17 protein-coding genes are annotated in these 19,081 nt (G+C 74.9%); 9 read left to right on the top strand and 8 right to left on the bottom strand.

The window, feature by feature from the left end; all coding sequences use genetic code 11:
• From PKA89_RS07590 to PKA89_RS07580, 3 genes are all read right to left on the bottom strand, one after another.
• A partial coding sequence (locus PKA89_RS07590; RefSeq protein WP_324418182.1) for a hypothetical protein occupies nt 1–711 on the bottom strand: 711 nt, incomplete at its 3' end.
• A 25-nt stretch (nt 712–736) separates the two neighbouring features.
• Nucleotides 737–2,188 (bottom strand): protein kinase, encoded by a 1,452-nt coding sequence (locus PKA89_RS07585; protein WP_324418180.1) that lies wholly within the window; start codon nt 2,186–2,188, stop codon nt 737–739.
• Nucleotides 2,185–3,711 (bottom strand): FHA domain-containing protein, encoded by a 1,527-nt coding sequence (locus tag PKA89_RS07580; protein ID WP_324418178.1) that lies wholly within the window; start codon nt 3,709–3,711, stop codon nt 2,185–2,187. Before PKA89_RS07580 ends, PKA89_RS07585 begins: the two co-directional genes overlap by 4 nt.
• 211 nt (nt 3,712–3,922) lie before the next feature.
• On the opposite strand from PKA89_RS07580, the gene PKA89_RS07575 reads away from it, so the two are divergent.
• On the top strand, nt 3,923–4,486 hold the full coding sequence (locus PKA89_RS07575; RefSeq protein ID WP_324418176.1) for a hypothetical protein: 564 nt from the start codon (nt 3,923–3,925) through the stop codon (nt 4,484–4,486).
• Nucleotides 4,487–4,523: 37 nt separating this feature from the next.
• Here PKA89_RS07575 and PKA89_RS07570 read toward each other — a convergent pair whose 3' ends face one another.
• The gene (locus PKA89_RS07570; protein ID WP_324418174.1) at nt 4,524–5,330 is read right to left on the bottom strand and encodes a PP2C family serine/threonine-protein phosphatase; all 807 of its coding nucleotides are present in this window, start codon (nt 5,328–5,330) and stop codon (nt 4,524–4,526) included.
• On the bottom strand, nt 5,327–5,803 hold the full coding sequence (locus PKA89_RS07565) for a hypothetical protein (protein WP_324418173.1): 477 nt from the start codon (nt 5,801–5,803) through the stop codon (nt 5,327–5,329). Before PKA89_RS07565 ends, PKA89_RS07570 begins: the two co-directional genes overlap by 4 nt.
• Before the next feature lie 161 nt (nt 5,804–5,964).
• Between PKA89_RS07565 and PKA89_RS07560 the strand changes: the two genes are divergently transcribed.
• Complete coding sequence (locus PKA89_RS07560; RefSeq protein ID WP_324418171.1) at nt 5,965–6,534, top strand: YceI family protein; 570 nt, start codon at nt 5,965–5,967, stop codon at nt 6,532–6,534.
• 12 nt (nt 6,535–6,546) lie between these two features.
• Here PKA89_RS07560 and PKA89_RS07555 read toward each other — a convergent pair whose 3' ends face one another.
• Nucleotides 6,547–8,019, bottom strand: a complete 1,473-nt coding sequence (locus PKA89_RS07555; protein WP_324418169.1) for a CCA tRNA nucleotidyltransferase — start codon at nt 8,017–8,019, stop codon at nt 6,547–6,549.
• 113 nt (nt 8,020–8,132) lie between these two features.
• On the opposite strand from PKA89_RS07555, the gene PKA89_RS07550 reads away from it, so the two are divergent.
• From PKA89_RS07550 to trxA, 7 genes are all read left to right on the top strand, one after another.
• On the top strand, nt 8,133–8,624 hold the full coding sequence (locus PKA89_RS07550; RefSeq protein WP_324418167.1) for an NUDIX hydrolase: 492 nt from the start codon (nt 8,133–8,135) through the stop codon (nt 8,622–8,624).
• Nucleotides 8,621–10,267 carry a lipid II flippase MurJ gene (locus tag PKA89_RS07545; RefSeq protein ID WP_324418165.1) on the top strand — a complete coding sequence of 549 codons (1,647 nt, stop codon included), beginning with the start codon at nt 8,621–8,623 and terminating at the stop codon, nt 10,265–10,267. The genes PKA89_RS07550 and PKA89_RS07545 overlap by 4 nt, the downstream gene beginning before the upstream one ends.
• A 74-nt stretch (nt 10,268–10,341) precedes the next feature.
• Entirely contained in the window at nt 10,342–12,381 is a 2,040-nt protein-coding gene (locus PKA89_RS07540) for a hypothetical protein (protein ID WP_324418163.1), read from the top strand.
• A 10-nt stretch (nt 12,382–12,391) separates the two neighbouring features.
• Nucleotides 12,392–12,985: an RNA polymerase sigma factor SigM gene (sigM, locus tag PKA89_RS07535; RefSeq protein WP_324418161.1), complete on the top strand. Its 594-nt coding sequence runs from the start codon at nt 12,392–12,394 to the stop codon at nt 12,983–12,985.
• A gap of 91 nt (nt 12,986–13,076) precedes the next feature.
• Nucleotides 13,077–13,898, top strand: a complete 822-nt coding sequence (locus PKA89_RS07530) for a hypothetical protein (RefSeq protein WP_324418159.1) — start codon at nt 13,077–13,079, stop codon at nt 13,896–13,898.
• Nucleotides 13,899–14,096: 198 nt separating this feature from the next.
• Nucleotides 14,097–15,035 carry a thioredoxin-disulfide reductase gene (gene trxB / locus PKA89_RS07525; RefSeq protein WP_324418157.1) on the top strand — a complete coding sequence of 313 codons (939 nt, stop codon included), beginning with the start codon at nt 14,097–14,099 and terminating at the stop codon, nt 15,033–15,035.
• Nucleotides 15,036–15,161: 126 nt separating this feature from the next.
• Nucleotides 15,162–15,488 carry a thioredoxin gene (gene trxA, locus PKA89_RS07520; protein WP_324418155.1) on the top strand — a complete coding sequence of 109 codons (327 nt, stop codon included), beginning with the start codon at nt 15,162–15,164 and terminating at the stop codon, nt 15,486–15,488.
• A 108-nt stretch (nt 15,489–15,596) separates the two neighbouring features.
• Here the strand turns inward: trxA and PKA89_RS07515 are convergent, their stop codons facing one another.
• A complete protein-coding gene (locus PKA89_RS07515) occupies nt 15,597–16,625 on the bottom strand; it encodes a ParB/RepB/Spo0J family partition protein (RefSeq protein WP_324418153.1) in 1,029 nt (342 codons plus the stop codon).
• On the bottom strand, nt 16,622–17,548 hold the full coding sequence (locus PKA89_RS07510; protein ID WP_324418231.1) for a ParA family protein: 927 nt from the start codon (nt 17,546–17,548) through the stop codon (nt 16,622–16,624). The genes PKA89_RS07515 and PKA89_RS07510 overlap by 4 nt, the downstream gene beginning before the upstream one ends.
• Between the last annotated feature and the right edge of the window lie 1,533 nt (nt 17,549–19,081).

Below are 19,081 nucleotides of genomic sequence, written 5' to 3'. Positions count from 1 at the left end.
GGTCGGGGCGCCGCCGGGCTCGGGCAGCAGGCGCAGGTCCGTCTCGGTGACCATCCGGGTCGAGAGCGCGTGCTCGACGAGCCGGGCCTTGCGGTTGCTCGCGAGCCGGCCCGGCCCTCCGTGCAGCCCCCGGGTGCCCGCGTCGGCGAGCTTCTGGCACACGTTGTCCAGCTTCCGGTTGAACTTGGTCACCGTCCAGCCCAGGCGTTCTGCGGCGTCCGCGGACGAAGGGATCTGTCCCCCACCGGCGTACGTCGTGCGCAGGAAGCTCTCGCACAGCGCGACGACGAGCAGCTTCTGGTCCGGTGTCATCGACACCCGACCCACCGTCGTCTGCGCGGTGGAGTCCTCGGGCTCGAGCTCGGCGGCCGTCTCGACCGACACGAACGGGGTGTCGTCGACGAGGACGTCGAAGTCGTACGTCGTCGGACCGGCGGTGAACCACACCGTGAACGCCTCGAGGGCCAGCGGGATGCGCGCCCCCGGGCTGAGCCACGCCTGGAACAGCCCCTTCTTGTCGGCGACCGTCGCGCTGAGGGTCGAGCCGACGTTGGTCAGCCACCACAGCCCGTGCTCGTGGTGCACCTGGAGGAAGACCCGGTGCAGGTACGGGTTGTCGTCGACCTCGACGTCGGCGACCCGGCCGATGGTCAGCGGCCGGTCCTCGGGAGCGACGAACTCCTCGCCGCAGTACTGGATGGTCACGCCCACGGCGTCCCCCTCACCTCGGGGCCGGTCATCCGGCCGTCTCGCATCGGATGGCCGAGAACGGGGAGCGGATCCCCGACTTGCGCGAGACCGCGACCTGGGCGCAGACCGTCTTCCCGGCGCCGGCCTTCACCGTGAAGCGCGTGGCGTCGCCGACGGGAGTGACCGGTGCGGTCGGCACCGCCGCCTCCGACCCGGCGACGTGCAGCTGGAAGAAGTCGCCCTTCTCGGCCCCGACGTAGTTCCAGGAGAACGTCACCGAGCCCGCAGCGCTGCGCGCGTCGATGGCCGGCTGCTCCGGGTAGTCCACGGCCCGGCTCGGCGCGGAGGTCGAGGTGCGGGTGCTCTGGGCGGGCGTCGGCGGCGCGGTGTCGTCGCCGCGGCCCACCGCCCACACGACGACCCCGACGGTGACGGCGACGAGCAGGGCGAGGACCCCGAGGACCACGCCGCCGCTGATGGTGGCGGGCTCGTCCTCGTCCTCCTCGTCGACCGGGCCGGACGGCGCCGTCGGCGCCGGGCCCGCGGGCACGGAGACCGCCCGCACGCTCGTGCGGTCGTGGTCGTCCGCGGTCCGGGCCGACGGCAGCTCCGCGACGGCACTGTTGCCCCGCTCGTCGAGCACGACGAGGGCGGTGCTCGGCAGCCGCTGCTCGCGCTCGACCGCCTGGAGGCCACGGGCCAGCTCGAGGGCGGTCTGCGGCCGGGCGTCCGGGTTCTTGGCCATCGCGTGCGCGAGCAGCCGCTCGAGCGACACCGGGACGTCCGCGCGGCCGGTCGTCGGCAGCGGCGTCGCGCGGATGCGGGGCATGAGGGCGTACGCCGAGTTGTCCCCGCCCGGCTGCTCGAACGGCGAGCGCCCGACGAGGAGGTGCCACAGGGTCGCGGCGAGCGAGTAGACGTCGCTGCGGGCGTCGCCGTTGGACTGCCCGTAGAGCACCTCGGGCGCCGACCACGGCACCGAGACCCCCACGTCCTCGTCGACGTCCTCGGCGTGCCCGCCCCGGCCGGCGATGCCGAAGTCGGTGAGCCCGGGCTGTCCGTACTGGCTGACGAGGACGTTCGCCGGCTTGATGTCGCGGTGGATGATGCCCGCCCGGTGCGCGGTCTCGACGGCGCTGGCCAGCTGGATGCCGCTGCGCAGCACCTCCTCGACCGAGAGCCGCTCCGCCTTGGCCCGCTGCGCGAGGTTCGGCGGCGGGTAGTACTTCATGACGAGGTACGCGCCACCGTCGGCGGTCTGCTCGGACCGGAACACCTGGACGATGAACGGGTGGTCGGCGAGCTGGGCCATCGTGTTCGCCTCGTCGACGAACTGCCGCCGGATGGCCGCCGTCAGGCCCTGGCGCTTGAGCACCTTGACCGCGACGTTCATCCGCGGGGACTGCTGCTCGTAGAGGTAGACGTCGGCGTACCCACCCGACCCCAGCGGGCGCACGAAGGTGAGGCCCGGGATGTCCGGGGCGTCGCTCGGGCTCACCCCTCGACCTCGTAGGTGAGGGAGACCTCGTCGGCGAGGGTGATGACGGTGCCGGGCTCGATGCCCTGGTCCTCGGTCGGGCGGAGGCGGACCGGCTCCTCGCCGGGCAGGGCGACCGTCGTGCCGTTGGTCGAGCCGAGGTCGCGGACGAGGACGTGCCAGCCCTCGAGGACGACCTCGGCGTGGTTGCGGCTGATGTCACGGTCGACGCCGCCGACCCGGATGAGGTGCGGACGCTGGTTGGGCGGGAGCTCCTCGTTGACCCGGGGCGCCCGGCCGAGCAGGACACCGCGGTCCAGGGGCACGCTGCCGCCGGTCGAGATGCGCAGCACGCCGAGGGTCGGGCGCGGGATGGGCGCCGGCTGCTGCGGTGGGATCTCGCGGCCGCACTGCCGGCACCGTCCCGCGTGCGGTGGGGAGTGGTGGCCGGCCGGGCAGAGCACGGCGAGGACGACCGGGCGGTCGAGGTCCGCGTCGGAGCGGGGCAGGCTGGCCCGGGCGGTCGTCACCTCGGGGGCCGCCTCCTCCGAGCCGGCTGCCGGTGCCGGGTGGTGGTCGGCGGCGGCCGGTTCCGGTGGTGGGGCCGGCTCGGGCTCCGGGTCGGGGAGCACGGTGTGCTCCGCCGGGGCGGGGACGGCGACCGCCGTGGGGGCGGGTGCCGCGGCCGGGACCGGCGGCGGGGCGGTCGGACCGGCCGGGGCACCGCCCGGACGGCGCCAGGGCACCGAGTCGATGAGGCCGCTCTCCGGCGGGGGGCTCGGCGGCACGCGGTCGGCCGGGGACTGCCCGGGGGCGTCCTCCGGCGGGGGCAGGGTGAGGTCGGCCGGCGCCACCGGCGGCGCGGGGGCCGGCTCCGGCTCGTCGCCGGGGCCGTCCGCGCCCGCGGCGGCGTCCTCGTCCGCGGCGTCGACGCCGTCGCCCCCGTCGGTCGGCTCCGCCGCCGCCGCGTCGTCCGGCTCCTGCTCGGGCTCGACCACCGGCTCGGGCTCGACCGCCGGCTCCTGCTCGGCCTCGGCCACCGGCTCGGACTCCGGCCGCTCCGCCACCGCGTCGACCGGCACCTCGACCTGCTCGCGCTCGGGCCCGTCGGTGCCGGCGTCGGACCCGACGACCGGCTCCTGCGCGGGCTCGGCCGCGGCGGCGCGCAGCCGCGACGGCCGACGCCATCCGCGCGCGACCCGGGGCTCGGGATCGGGTGCGGCGAGCGTGACCTCGGCCCCCTCGAGCACGACCTCGCGCCACGGCTCCCGGCCCTCGGCGCTCGTCTGCTCCCCGTCGGCGAGCACCGTGCACGTGCCGCGCAGCAGCACCCGAGTGCCGTCGCCGTGCGGCATCGCCAGCGCGAACGACGGCATCACGAGCAGGCCGCGCGAGCACAGCAGGTCGAGGAGGTGCACCGGGCCCTGGGCGGCCGCGTTCTCGAGGGCCTCCAGGTGGCGCTCGGCGACCTCGACGACCGCGGTGACGCCCTCCCCGGTGACCTCGACCCAGCCGGGGTGCACGGTCGTGCGCACACGGGTCACGCTCGGCTCCTCGGGTCGCGCTCCGCCGGTGGCGTCGGACGGGTCGGGGCCATCCCCCCGGGCGCCGCCCGCTCCTCCGGCCGTGAGCAGGGGTGCGGTCTGGTGGTCAGCGTAACGGGAGCCCGTTCCCCGGCGTGGCCGAGTGGCATCGGGCCGAGGGCCTGACCACAATGACAGCGCCCGTGCCCGCGCGACCCCCGGAGCCCGTTCGGTGATCCTGTTCCTCGCCCTGGTCCCCCCGCCCGGGGTCGGCGACGCCGTGGCCGAGGTGCTGGCACGCGTGCCCCACGAACCGGACGACTTCAACGGGCTCCACCGCTCCGAGCTGCTGCTGCGGATCGCTGGTCTCGGCAACGTCGCGACGCCCGAGGTCGCCTCGGTCGTCCGCGCGGTGCGGGCCGGCCTCCCCCGGGGCGCGGTGCCGCCGCACGTCTGGCTCGAGGGGGCCTGGGCTCTCGAGACGGAGAAGGACCCGAGCATCGGGGCACGGGTCGCCGGGGACGTCGACGCGATGACCGACCTCGTCAAGACCCTGCCGACGGCGGTCCAGTCCTACGGGCTCTACGTCGACCGCCGCGCCTTCCTCCCCCGCCTGTCGGTCGGCACGGTGACCCCGACGACCGGGCTGTCCTTCCTCGAGGCGCTCGTCGGTGAGCTGTCGCGGTTCCGCAGCGAGGCGTGGGACGTCACCTCGGTCGAGGTCGTGCGCCGCAGCTTCTCCGGGGGGAACACACGGGGCTTCGAGGTCGTCGAGTCGGTCCCGCTCGACGGCTGAGGACCGCGCCCCGCCGACGCGGCGAGGGGCGCCGCCGTCAGGGACGGTGCAGCCCGGCCCGGGGCGCGGTGTCGGCCTCGTCGTCGCCGTCCCCGGCGTCGACCGCGACGACGACGACCGAGACGTTGTCGCGCCCGCCGGCCCGCACCGCGGCGGCCACCAGCTCGTCGGCGGCCTCCTGCGGGTCGGTGTGCCGCCGCGCCAGGAGCATGATGTCGCGGTCCTCGAGCTCGTTGCTCAGGCCGTCGCTGCACACGACGAACCGCTCGCCGGGCGTCGGCGCGAGGACCCAGACGTCCGGCTCCGGGGCCGGGTCGGTGCCGAGCGAGCGGGTGATGACGTTGCGCAGCGGGTGCGTCGCGACCTCGGAGGCCCGCAGCAGCCCGGCGTCGATCAGCTCGCGCACCTCCGAGTGGTCGCGGGTCACCTGGTGCATCCGGTTGTCGGCGAGCCGGTAGACCCGGGAGTCGCCGACGTTGAAGACGACCCAGTGCTCACGGCCGCCGGCGTCGACGACGGTGACACCCGCGGCGGTGGTCCCCATGCCGCGCAGCTCCGGGTGCTCGGTCGCGGCCTCGAGGATGCGCCGGTTCGCCTCGCGCAGCAGCGCGGCGACGTCCTCGGGACGCGAGGGCGGGTGCTCCTCGAGGTCGGCGAGCGCGTCGACGGCGATGCGCGAGGCCACCTCCCCGGCCGCGTGCCCGCCCATGCCGTCGGCGACCGCGAAGACCCGGGCGCCGGCGATGACGCTGTCCTCGTTGTGGTCGCGGACCCGGCCGACGTCGGTGGCGCTGCCGGACCGGACGAGCATCGAGCTGCCGCGCAGCACCCGGCCGGCGCTCATGCCCCGGCCTCCTCGACCGAGAGGGTCTCGAGGACCTGCTGGAGCAGGTCGTAGTCGGCGTCGAGGCCGTCGCCGCGGACCCGCCCGAGGACGTGGACGACGGGGCTCGCCTCCTCGGTGGCCGGGAGGGCGGTGACGAGGTGGACCTCGACCACCGGCCCGTCGGCGGTGTCGAGGGAGACGTTGTGCGCGAACCACTCCCGCCCGCAGATCTCGACGACGAACGGCTCCTCGACCTCACCGGACGCCCCCGCGGCCGACGCGGCGGCCTCGGCGGCCACCGCCTCCGCCGTCTCGCCCGGCGCCCCGACCCGGTGGACGACGACGACGTCCACCTCGTCCCCGCCCCGTCCCGGCCCACCGGCCCGCAGCAGCGCCGTCCCGGCCGGCGCCGTGGCCCACTCCTGCGGGACCTCGAGCCGGATGCCGGGCGCGACCGGCGAGCTCGGTCCGGGGTGGGCGACGACGGGCATGCGGGGCTCCCCCTGGGACGGCGACGGGTGTCCGCCCGAGCCTAGACCGCCGTCCCGGGACGGAGCGATGGGGAGAACTCCCCGAACCCTTCTACAACGGCCGTCCCGTCTGCCACACTGCGCGAGCACCAGTCCGTCGCACCGAGCCGTGGGAGCGCACCATGACCGATCGACCCAGCCTCAGCGGTGACTGGGACCTCGACCCGCAGCACACCCGCATCGGGTTCAGTGCGCGGCACGCGATGATCACGACCGTCCGCGGCTCGTTCAACGAGGTCGAGGGTCACCTGCACGCCGACCTCGAGGACATGGCGAAGTCGCACGTCGAGATCACCCTCAAGGCCGCGAGCGTCGACACCCGCACGGCGCCCCGCGACGAGCACCTGCGCAGCGCCGACTTCTTCGACGTCGAGAACCACCCCGACATCACCTTCGTCAGCAGCCGGGTCGAGGAGGTCGAGGACGACGCCTACCTGGTCACGGGCGACCTGACCATCCGCGACGTGACCCAGACCCTCTCCATCCCCATCGCGCTGACCGGCGTCGAGAAGGACGCGTTCGGGGTGCTGCGCGCCGGCTTCGAGGGCACCCGCAAGGTCAACCGCCGCGACTTCGGCCTCGAGTGGAACATGCCGCTCGACTCCGGCGGCGTCCTCGTCTCCGAGCGCATCACGCTCGAGTTCGAGATCTCGGCCATCAAGCGCGAGGACGAGGGCGGGAAGAAGACGTAGCCCGCGGCGCGGTCAGTCCGCCGCGCGCGACTCCGGCTGCTCGGCCCACCAGGCGAGCAGCCGCTCCCGGGCCACCTCGGGGCCGAGCAGGCCCTCGTCGAGCCGCAGGGCGAGGAGGAAGGCGTAGGCCCGCCCGAGCACCGGCCCGGGACGGATGCCGAGCACCTCGGCGATCGCGTGCCCGTCGAGCTCGGGACGCACCGCCTTCAGCTCCTCCGCGGCGGTGAGCCGCTCGATGCGGACCTCGAGGTCGTCGTAGGCGCGGGAGAGGCGCCGTGCCTTCTTGACGTTGCGGGTCGTGCAGTCGGCGCGGGTCAGCCGGTGCAGCCGGGGTAGCAGCTCGCCGGCGTCGGTGACGTAGCGACGCACCGCCGAGTCGGTCCACTGGCCGTCGCCGTAGCCGTGGAAGCGCAGGTGCAGCTCGACGAGCCGCGCCACCGCCCTGGTCGTCTCCTTGTCGAAGCGCAGCGCGCGCATCCGCTTCGCGGCCAGCTTCGCCCCGACGACCTCGTGGTGGTGGAAGGAGACCCCGCCGCCCTCCTCGAAGCGCCGCGTCGCCGGCTTGCCGATGTCGTGGAGCAGCGCGGCGAGGCGCAGCACGAGGTCGGGTCCGGGCACCGACTCCGGCGGCCCGTCGGCCGGGCCCTCGAGGTCGATGGCCTGCTCGAGCACGGTCATCGAGTGCTCGTAGACGTCCTTGTGCCGGTGGTGCTCGTCGACCTCGAGCTGGAGCGCCGGCAGCTCGGGCAGCACGATCGCGGCGAGCCCGGTGGCGACGAGCAGCTCGAGGCCGGCCCGCGGGTGGTCGGCGAGGAGCAGCTTGACGAGCTCCTCGCGCACCCGCTCGGCGGAGACGATCCCGATGGAGGCCGCCATCTCGCGCATCGCGGTGAGGACCTCCGGCGCCGGCACGAACCCGAGCTGGGCGACGAACCGCGCGGCCCGCATCATCCGCAGCGGGTCGTCGCCGAAGGAGACCTCGGGGGTCGTGGGGGTGCGCAGCACGCGCGCGGCGAGGTCGTCGAGGCCGCCGTGGGGGTCGACGAAGACGAGGTCGGGCAGCCGCAGGGCCATCGCGTTGCACGCGAAGTCGCGGCGGACGAGGTCGTCCTCGAGCGAGTCGCCGAACGCGACGACCGGCTTGCGGGTCACGCCGTCGTAGGCGTCGGCCCGGTAGGTCGTCACCTCGACGACCGTGCCGCCCTTCCGGGCGCCGATCGTGCCGAAGGCGCGCCCCATGTCCCACGTCGTGCCGCTCCAGGCGGAGAGGACGGCCTCGGTCTCCTCGGGCCGCGCGGAGGTGGTGAGGTCGAGGTCGGTCGGGGTGCGCCCGAGGAAGGCGTCGCGCACCGGGCCGCCGACGAGGGCGACGTCGTGCCCGGCCGCGGCGAAGCGCTCACCGAGGTCGGTGAGCACGGGCAGCACGGGGGCGAGCTGCGCGACGGCCTCGCGGAGCAGGGCGGCCGGGGGCTGGCGGTCGGACACGAGGGACAAGCCTAGGGGCGGGCGGGCACGGCGCCGATTCCGCACCCGGCGGCGACCCGCGACCCTCCCCCGACGACCCGGCCGCGTGCGGCCCCAGTGGTTACAGTGACCAGATGAGCCACGCCGCCGCCGACCCCTCCGGGGCCCCGCCGCGTCGGCTCCCGGCGGTCGAGGAGCGCAGCGCCGGCGGCGTCGTCGTCGACGTCCACGAGGGACGGGCCCGGATCGCCGTCATCGCCCGCCGCAACCGGGCCGGACGCGTCGAGTGGTGCCTGCCGAAGGGGCACATCGAGGGCGAGGAGACCCTGCCGGAGACCGCCGTGCGCGAGGTCGAGGAGGAGACCGGTATCGAGGGCCGCGTCCTCATCGAGCTCGGCACCATCGACTACTGGTTCGCGGCCGGCGACCGGCGCATCCACAAGTTCGTCCACCACTACCTCCTCGAGGCGACCGGCGGGTACCTGACCATCGAGAAGGACCCCGACCACGAGGCGATCGACGTCGCCTGGCTCCCCCTCGAGGACGCCCACCGGCACCTCACCTTCCCCAACGAGCGCCGGATCGCCCGGCTCGCGTGGCAGCGGCTGGCCGGGGACGCCGGGTGAGCGCGCCGACCCAGAGCGTGGGGCGCTCCGGGGCGGTGATGGCGGCGGGGACGCTGGTCAGCCGTGTCGCGGGCCTGGCCCGCACCTCGCTGCTCACCTCGGTCATCGGCCTCTCCGGGCTGACCGCCGACGCGTTCACCGCGGCCAACACGCTGCCGAACCAGTTCTACCTGCTGCTCGCCGGCGGGGCCGTCCAGGCGGTGCTCGTCCCGCAGATCGTCCGGGCCAGGCGGCGCCCCGACGGCGAGGACTTCGTCAACCGGGTCGTGACGGTCTCGATCGCCTTCTTCGGCATCGCGACGGTGCTGCTCACCGCGCTGGCCCCGCTCATCGTGCGCATCTTCTACAGCCCGGAGGACACCCAGGCGGTCCGGCTGGCCGTCGTCTTCGCGGTCATCTGCATGCCGCAGCTCTTCTTCTACGGGATGTACACGGTCCTCGGGCAGGTGCTCGCCGCGGACGGCCGGTTCGCGGCGTTCACCTGGGCGCCCGCGCTGGCCAACCTCGTCGCCGTCGCCGGGCTGCTGTGGTTCCGCGCCGCCTCGCTGCCGCTGGCCGCGGCGCCACGCGACTGGAGTGCCGAGATGGTCGGCATCCTCGCGGGCACGGCCACCCTCTCCATCGTCATCCAGCTCGCCGCACTGCTGCCCGCGCTGCGCCGGATGGGGTTCACCTACCGCTGGCTCTGGGGGGTGCGCGGCCAGGGCTTCGGCGAGATGGCGTCGGTCGCCAAGTGGACCGTCGGCTCGATCGCCGTCCAGCAGCTCGGCTTCGTCGTGACCAGCCGGGTGCTGACCCGGGCCGGCGCGCTCGGCGCGGGCAGCGGCGAGGGCGTCGGGACCCTGACCACCCTGACCAACGCCCAGTTCATCGTCTACCTCCCGCACGGCCTCGTCACCGTCTCCCTCATCACGGCCCTGTACACGCGGCTGTCCGAGGCCGCCGCCGACGGCGACCACGCCGCCGTCCTGCGCTACCACGACCAGGGGATGCGGATGCCGTCGGTCATCCTCGTGCCGGGGGTCGCCTTCCTCGTCGCCTTCGCGCCCCTCGTGGCGAGCACGCTCTTCTTCACGAACACCGTCGAGCAGACCGCCCAGGTGGCGCTCGTCCTCTACGGCATCGTCTGGCTCGTCATCCCGATGGGCTGGGGCTTCCTCAACGACCGCGTCCTCTACGCGCAGACCCAGACCTACCTCACCTTCCGGATCCAGTGCGTCGTCACCTCGACGGCGGCCCTCGTCGCGCTGCTCGCCGCGACGCTCGACCCGCGGGCGACCGCCTTCACCGTCGGCCTGGGGCAGGCGCTGGCCTACCTCGTCGGGTCGAGCATCGGCTTCGTCGTCCTCCGGCGCCAGCACGGGCCGCTCGGCCTGCGGTCCATCGCCTCGACGTACCTGCGCCTCGCGCTGCCGGCCGCCGTCGTCGCCGTCGTCCTCGCGTTCGCCGTCCGGCTGCTGCTGCCCGGCCTCGGCGCCGACCGTGGGCTGTCGGCGCTGCTCCAGGGCGCTGTCGTCCTCGGGGTGGCGGGGGTGGTCCAGCTCGCCGTGACGTGGAGCGGCGCCCACCTGCTCGGGGTGCGCGAGGTCGGCGACCTCGTGGGCCCGGTCGGCCGGCGGGTGCGCGCCCTCCGCGGACGCTGACTCCACCCCCTACGATGGACGGACCCGTCGGCCGGTCCGGCGGGTGGCCGTGACGCACGTCGGAAGGAGCCGCGGTGAGGGGTGTGGGACCCGGCACCGTCCTCGGGGGGCGCTACACGGTGCACCGGCGGCTCGCCCAGGACCGGGGCACCGAGCGCTGGAGCGCCGACGACACCACCCTCGGGCGCCGCGTCTCCGTGCTCGTCGTGCCCGCCGACGACCACCGCGTCGCCTCCTTCCTCGATGCCGCCCGCCGGGCCGGGTCGGTGTCCCACGCGGTCCTCGTCCGCATCCTCGACGTCGGCCAGGACGACGGCCTCGCGTACGTCGTCGAGGAGGAGCTCGCCGACGCGCACACGCTCGCCGACCTCGTCGCCGCCGGGGGCGTGCCCGGTGACGAGGTCCGCCGGATCACCGGTGAGGTCGCCGCGGCCCTCGAGTCCGCCCGCCAGCGCGGGATGCACCACCTCGACCTCACCCCCGACGACGTCCTGCGCACCCCGGACGGCGAGGTACGGCTGCGTGGTCTCGAGATCGCCGCGGTCCGCGCCGGCGAGGACGGCCTCGAGCCCGAGGAGGCCGCCCGCCGCGACGCCGTGGGGGTCGTCGCGCTCGCCTACGCCGCCCTGACCGGTCTGTGGCCGCTCGGCTCCGGCGGATCCGGGCTGACCCCCGCCCCCCGCGTGCCGGGCGGCGTGGCCGCGCCCTCCGAGATCGCCGCCGGCGTGCCCCGCGACCTCGACGCCATCTGCCGGCTCACCCTCAACGAGGACCAGGGCCCGACCAGTCCCGGCGACTACGCCCGCCAGGTCGCGCCATGGCCCTCGCGCCAGGTCGTCGGCCGACCCGTGCTCCCCGCGGCCGCGCCCCGACCCCCGTCGGAGACGGCTGCCGCTCCCGACGCCGACGCGCCCTCGGTCCCCGCGGCCACCGCCGACCGTGCCGTCGGCGGCGCGCCCGTCGGCGCGGCCCTCGCGGCCGCCGGTGCGGGTGCCGCCGTCGGGGCGGCCACGAGTGCCACCGCCGGTCCGACCGGTGGCGCCGCCTCGCCGGCGCCACCTCCCCCGCTCCCCGATCCCAGCTCCCTCCCCGACCCCGAGCCGGACGACGAGCCGGACGATGAGGCGGACGACGAGCCGACGGCGGTCATCCCGCGCACCCCACCGCCCGCCCGGCTGACCGAGGACGACACCGTGCCGAGCTCCGACGACCGCGCCGACCCCACCACGGACGGCGGCCGCACGACCGCGCTCGCCGTGCCGGAGGAGCGGGCCGTCACCCCGCCGGACGAGGACGACGAGTCCTCCGGACCCGGCACGGCCGTGCTCGAGGCCATGACCTCGGTCGGCTCGGCGGTCTCGAGCTTCGCCCGGCGGGCCGTCGACAGGGTCACCGAGCTGAGCCCGGACACCCAGCGGGCCGAGGGCGACGACGACGACCTCGACGCCCCGGCCCCGCTGGTCCCGGCCGAACCGCTCACCCACGACGAGTCGAAGCTGGCCATCGGCATCGTCGTCGCGTTCCTCGTCCTGGCCCTCGCCGTCGGCATCTACGGGGTACGGCAGATCGGCTCGAACAGCGACCTGGGCCTCGGGGGCCCCTCGCCGTCCTCGAGCGCGTCGCCGAGTCCGTCGGCGAGCGCGAGCAGCACGGCGTCAGCGTCCGCCGCCGAGGACGCCCCCTCGCCCCTGGCCATCCTCAAGGTGTCGGCGTACGACCCGCTCGGCGACAACAACGAGAACGACCAGCTGACGCCGAAGACCTACGACGGCGACCCCTCGACGGGGTGGAACTCCGAGCGGTACCGCAGCGACGACTTCGGCGGCCTCAAGAAGGGTGTCGGCCTCATCGTCGACCTCGGCCCGAACAAGAAGCCCCAGGACGTCAAGCTCGTCGTCCCGTCGCCGGTCGACGTCGAGGTGTACGTCAACGACGAGCCCACCCTCGAGGCCGCGACGAAGATCGGCGCCAAGACCGACGCGAAGGGCACCCTCGACTTCCCGGTCCCCGACAAGGTCGCCGGGCAGTACATCGTCCTCTGGTACACGGGACTCCACGTCGACTCCAAGGGCAACCGCCGGGCGTGGCTCAACGAGGTCGTCGTCAGCGGCTGATGGCCCTCCCGTGAGCAGCCCCGACCTCGCCGAGCTGGACGACGCCGCCCTCCTGGCGCGGCACGTCGCGGGGGACGACGGGGCCGCCTTCGGCGAGCTCTTCCGGCGCCACCGCGACCGGATGTACGCCGTCGCGCTGCGGACGGCCGGCCAGCGCGAGCTGGCCGCCGACGCCGTCCAGGACGCGTTCATCTCGGCGTTCCGGCGGGCCGAGGCCTACCGCGGCGATGCCGCCGTGACCACCTGGCTGCACCGGATCGTCGTCAACGCGTGCCTCGACCGGCTGCGCCGCGAGAAGGTCTCGGTGCGCCGGGCCGGCGACCTCGGCGAGATCGACCTCCCGGACGGGCACGACCGGCACGCCTCCACGGAGACCGCGCTCGTCGTGCGGGAGGCCCTGGCCCGCCTCCCGGAGGGCCAGCGCCAGGCCCTCGTCCTCGTCGACATGCACGGGTGGTCGGTCGCCGAGGCCGCTGCCGCCCTCGAGGTGGCGGAGGGGACCGTCAAGTCCCGCTGCTTCCGCGGCCGCGAGGCCCTCGCGGCGATGCTGCGGCCCTCCTCCGGTCCCGCCCCGGACGCCACGGAACCTCAGGGGGCGACGTGACGTCCTACCCTCGGCCCGCACCACGGGTGCCCGCCGCCGCCCTCGCCCGACCCACCCGCCGCATCCCGCACGGCACCTCCCGGAGGAGCTCGTGAGCCACCCCCACGACGACGCCGACCCGGTCGAGCACGACCCCACGGGGATGCGTGCCCTCCTCGGGTCGCTGCCCGACCCCGGGCCGATGCCCCCCGACCTCGTCGCCCGGATCGAGGCCGCCCTCGCCGAGGAGGCCAGGAGCCGCGCCGGGTGGGCCGCCCCGGTGGCGCCCGAGGGTGCCGTCACCGGCGACCTCGCGGCGGAGGGGGCTACGGAGGGCGACGTCGTCCCGCTGCGTCGGCGCTCACGCTGGCCCGTCGTCGCCGTCGCGGCCTCGGTCCTCGGCGTGCTCGGGCTCGGCGGTGTCGTCCTCGAGACCCTGCGCCCCGGGGGGCTCACCGCGAGCATCGGGGTCGAGGACTCCGCCGCCGGGGGGTCCGGCAGTGCGGATGCCCCCTCCGAGGCCGTGCGCGGCGCCCGTACCCTCCTCGCCGAGGACGACGGCCTCGGCGTGGTCGTCCTGGCCAGCGGCACGTCGTACTCGAGCGCTGCCCTCGCCGACGAGGTGCGCCGCAGCCTCCCGTGGGACGGCACCGGCCGCGACCCCTCGTCGGGTCCCGGTCCGAAGGCCGCGGACAACGGGGTGGCCGCCGGCCTCGGGAGGCTCGCCGCTCCCGCCGGGGCCCGGTCCTGCGCCGACGGTCTCGGCGTCCCGGTCCGGGACACGGTCGTGGTCGACCTCGCCGGGGTCGACGACCGTCCGGCCGCGGTGCTCGTGGCCACCTCGGAGTCCGGGGGCCGCACCGCCTGGGCCGTGGCCCGCACCTGCTCGAAGGCCTCACCGGGCGTCCTCTCCGGGCCGGTCGCCGTCGAGTGACCCCCGGGCTCCCCGGGACGGACCGACAGCATACCCCGTGGGGTATGCTGTCGGTGGTTCTCCCCGCGGGGTGTGCGGCCGGGTGACCCGGTGCGTGACCCACCGGCGGGGCGTGGCGGCGGAGGGAACACCGCGGCCCTAGGATCGGTTCCACTCGTACCGCATCTTGCGGTCTTCACCTGCTCGCACCACAAGGGGATGTGTCCCGTGACCTCGGACGTCCGCAACGTCATCATCATCGGCTCCGGCCCGGCCGGCTGGACGGCCGCGGTGTACGCCGCCCGGGCGAACCTCGAGCCGCTCGTCATCGAGGGCTCGGTCACGGCCGGCGGTGCCCTGATGAACACGACCGAGGTCGAGAACTTCCCCGGCTTCCGCGACGGCATCATGGGCCCGGACCTCATGGAGAACATGCGGGCCCAGGCCGAGCGGTTCGGTGCCGAGATCGTCACCGACGACGTCGAGCACGTCGAGCTCGACGGCGACGTGAAGCTGGTCCGTGACGGCAGCGGCAACGAGTACCGGGCGCGGGCGGTCATCCTCGCGATGGGCTCGGCCTACCGTGAGCTCGGGCTGCCCGACGAGAAGCGGCTCTCCGGCCACGGCGTCTCGTGGTGCGCCACCTGCGACGGCTTCTTCTTCCGCGACCAGGACATCGCCGTCGTCGGGGGCGGGGACTCCGCGATGGAGGAGGCCACCTTCCTCACCAAGTTCGCCCGCTCGGTCACCGTCGTCGTCCGCCGCGACGAGCTGCGCGCCAGCCGGATCATGGCCGAACGCGCCAAGGCCAACGACAAGATCCACTTCGCGTGGAACAGCGCCGTCGACGCCATCCACGGCGAGGACAAGGTCAGCGGCATCACCCTGCGTGACACGGTCACCGGCGAGACCCGCGAGCTCGCCGTCACGGGGCTCTTCGTCGCCATCGGCCACGACCCGCGCAACGAGCTGGTCAAGGGCCTCGTCGACCTCGACGCCGAGGGCTACGTCCTCACCGAGGGGCGCACCTCGAAGACCAACGTCCCCGGGGTGTTCGCCTGCGGCGACCTCGTCGACCACACCTACCGCCAGGCCATCACCGCCGCCGGCTCCGGCTGCGCCGCCGCCCTCGACGCCGAACGCTTCCTCGCGCACTGACCCACCGGGTCCGGCCGGCACCCCGGGTGTCGGACCGGCCCGGCAGGATGGAGGACCGAGCATCCTCCCCTCCGCACCGACCAGACCACCCACCCGCACCATCCGCACCACCCGAGAGGAACTCCCATGGGAGCCGTGAGCACGACCACCGACGCCACCTTCGAGGCCGACGTCCTCCAGAGCGACAAGCCCGTCCTCGTCGACTTCTGGGCCGAGTGGTGCGGCCCGTGCCGTGCCGTCGCCCCCGTGCTCGAGGAGATCGCGCGCGACCACGGCGACAAGGTCGCCGTCGTCAAGCTCAACACCGACGAGAACCCCGGCATCACCGGCCAGCTCGGCATCACGAGCATCCCGACGATGCACGTCTACCAGGGTGGCGAGATCGTCAAGACGATCATCGGCGCCCGCCCGAAGCCGGTGCTGCTGCGCGAGCTCGAGCAGTTCCTCGGCTGACCCCCCAGAACCGCTGTCGAGCGGAGAACGGCCCCGGACCTCTCGGTCCGGGGCCGTTCTGGTGATCCCGAGATCGCCTGTGCGGCAGGCGGATCGTGATGCCCTGCGTCAGCTCTCCCCGCCGCGCAGGCGCATGACGTCGAGGATGCGGTTGAGGTCCTCCACGGAGGCGAACTCGACGGTCAGCCGGCCCTTCTTCTGGCCCAGCGCGATGCGGACCCGCGTCTCGAGCCGGTCCGAGAGGTCGGCGGCGAGGTCGTCGAGCTGCGGCCGGCGGGCCCCTGGACGCGGCTTCGTCCGCCGGGTCGGCGCCTCGCCCTCGCCGAGGGCGACGAGCTCCTCGACGGTGCGCACCGAGAGACCCTCCGCGACGACGCGCTGGGCCATCCGCTCCATGGCCGCCGCGTCGGGCAGGCCGAGCAGGGCACGGGCGTGACCCGCACTGAGCACGCCGGCGGCGACCCGGCGCGCGACGAGCGGCGGGAGGCGGAGCAGCCGCAGGGTGTTGGAGATCTGCGGGCGGGAGCGGCCGATGCGCTGGGCCAGCTGCTCCTGGGTGCAGCCGAAGTCGTCGAGCAGCTGCTGGTAGGCGGCCGCCTCCTCGAGCGGGTTGAGCTGGCTGCGGTGGAGGTTCTCCAGCAGCGCGTCCCGCAGCAGGTCGTCCTCGTCGGTGCTGCGGACGATGGCCGGGACCGTCTCCTTGCCGGCCTCCCGGGAGGCGCGCCAGCGGCGCTCCCCCATGATCAGCTCGAAGTGGATGCCGTCCCCGGCGCCCCCGTCCGGCACGGGCCGGACGACGACGGGCTGCAGGATGCCGATCTCCTTGACCGAGTGCACGAGCTCGGCGAGCTCGTCCTCGTCGAAGACGGTGCGCGGCTGGCGCGGGTTGGGGCGGATCGCGTCGAGCGGGATCTCGGCGAAGCGGGCTCCCGGGACCGGACGGAGCGCCTCGTGGCCGGGCTCCTGCTCGGCGGCGCCGGTGTCGTCGACGGTGGTCGTGGTGGACGCGGCCGCGGCCGTGGTGCCGGCCGGGGCGTCGCGGTCCTTGAAGAAGACGTCGACCGGTCGGTCGGTCGCGGGCTGGCTCGGGATGAGGGCCCCGAGGCCCCGGCCGAGGGCGCGGCGCTTCTCGCTCATGCGGACTCCTCCGTCGTGTCGTCGGCGGCACCGCGTTCGGCGATCTCGACGGCCGCCTCGAGGTAGGAGAGGGCGCCGCTGCTGTTGGGGTCGTAGGTCATGACGGTCTGGGCGTGGCTGGGAGCCTCCGAGATCCGGACCGAGCGCGGGACGGTCGCCCGGAGGGTCTGCTCGGCGAAGTGCGCGCGCACCTCGTCGGCGACCTGGGCCGAGAGGCGGGTGCGGCCGTCGTACATCGTCAGGAGGATCGTCGAGACGTGGAGCGCCGGGTTGAGGTGGCTGCGGATCAGCTCGATGTTCTTGAGGAGCTGGCTCAGTCCCTCGAGCGCGTAGTACTCGCACTGGATGGGGATGAAGACCTCCTGGCCGGCGACGAACGCGTTGACCGTCAGCAGGCCGAGGCTCGGCGGGCAGTCGACGAGGACGTAGTCGAGGCGGTCCCCGGAGGCGGTGCGCTCCTCCACGTAGGCCGCGACCGCCTTCTGCAGCCGCGTCTCGCGCGCGACGAGGGAGACGAGCTCGATCTCGGCGCCGGCGAGGTCGATGGTCGCCGGCGCACACACGAGGCCGGGCAGGTCCGGGCAGGGCTGGACGACGTCGACGAGCGGGGCGCCGTCGACGAGGACGTCGTAGACGCTCGGCACCTCCGAGTGGTGGTCGATGCCCAAGGCGGTGCTCGCGTTGCCCTGCGGGTCGAGGTCGATGACGAGGACGGTGCTGCCCGCCTGGGCGAGGGCCGCGGCGATGTTGACCGTCGTCGTCGTCTTGCCGACGCCGCCCTTCTGGTTGGCCACGGTCATGACCCGCGTGCGCGGCGGGCGTGGCACCGACCGGCCGCTCAGGGTCACGCGCTTGCGCTCGTCCTCCGCCACCGCCTGGGCGAGCGGCGTGTTCCAGTCTGCTCCGGGGATGGCTGCGGCGATGACTGCTCGCTCCTCGCGGTCGTCAGGGGTTGCGGGGTCCGTGTCGTCGACCACCGGCACGGACGACGTACTGCCGGTCTCTGCGTCGGAGTCCGCCGACGAACCCGGGGCGGCCGGCGGCGCCGGGTCCGCGGACGTCGATGTTTCACGTGAAACGGTCTCGGGCCATCCGAGCTCCGACGGCTCCGCGGACGGACCGGCGGGAAAGCCGAGCCCGGGGGCGACGTGTGGTGCGTCGGTGGTGTCGAGCGTCGGGCTCACCGGTACCTCCTGCAGAATGAACGACCCCTATCCAACAGCACCGGAGCCCGACACGCCAAAGGGTGGAAGACCTGTGGACAACGGGGTGGACAGCGCCGGACGGTGCGACCCCCCTCCCCCGTTTCACGTGAAACATCCCGCACAACCGTGCGGAGAGAGGCGCTTCTCGCCGGGGTGAGGACGCCTCGGGGGCTCGGTGGATAACCTGTGGACGACAGAGCCGTGAGGACCGTCCCGCAGCCCGACCCGGACTCCCGAGATCCGCCCTTGCCCGCCCGCGGGGTGAACCCCCGTGAGCTCCCCGGGGTCGGGCGGATGCGTCCTGGCGGACCGCCGGCGGCCCTGTCCGGGGGGGACCCGGTCGCGCGGTCGCCCCCCACCCGAGGCCGCCGGCCCGCACCTCGCGACACCGGGGTGGTCGCGTCTCGCGCGGCCCACGCCGTCCTCGGCCACCAGTTGCCCGGTTCCCGAGGTGCCACGCCGGGACGACGGATGGACGGGGGCCGGTCCGCGCCACGGGCGGGCGAGCCGTGAGTCGGTACCGGCGCGAGCAGCGGATCGGTGGCCGGGGTCGGCCGACGGGGATCCGCGTCTGTCCGGAGACCTCGGGGTAGCTTCGGTCCGCGGCGGCCGTGCCCTGTGATGCGTCGCCGGGGCGCGGCCGACGATTGGCGACGCGCGCCCGCCTCCCTCTCACGCTCGACGCCCTCGAGCAGACCGGCCTCCGGGACGACGTCGCCGTCGTCGCCGGCCAGGTACCCCTTGTCGCCGGCCTCACCCTCGACGTCGGTCGAGGGGCCCTGCCGCCCGGGGACGCCCCGCGCGCCCCCGGGGCGGCCGGTCGCCCCGGCCGGCCCTCGCGGGCCGTTCGCGTCGGGCCGTCGACGCCGTCCTCGGTCCGAGTCGCTCCACCCTGCCGCCGAGCGGCGGCCGTGGCGGCGTGGGTCGCGAGCCGAGGGGCGTGGGGCAGGAGTCGTCGCCGAGCAGCCCCGTCGGCACCATCGCCGCCCCGGATGCACGATCCCGTGGTCGCCGCCGATCGACGCGTCCCACGGTTGCGCCAGGGCGGCGCGCTCCCACGGTTGCGCCACGTCGACGCGGTCCCACCGGTTGCGGCAGGTCGCCGCGGTCCTTCGGTCGCCGCGGTCCCTCGGTCGCCCCCCGGCCGACCGGGCGCTCCCCCGAGCCGCCCGCGACGCCGGCTGTCGGACGGGCTCGCGGGCGCAGGTGCCGGCACCGGCCCGTCACGAGTGTCCGGACGAGCTCGCCACC

The sequence above is a fragment of the Phycicoccus sp. genome, from assembly GCF_035325325.1.
Taxonomy (GTDB): Bacteria; Actinomycetota; Actinomycetes; order Actinomycetales; family Dermatophilaceae; genus Phycicoccus.
This window is presented reverse-complemented; position numbering and strand designations above follow the sequence as displayed.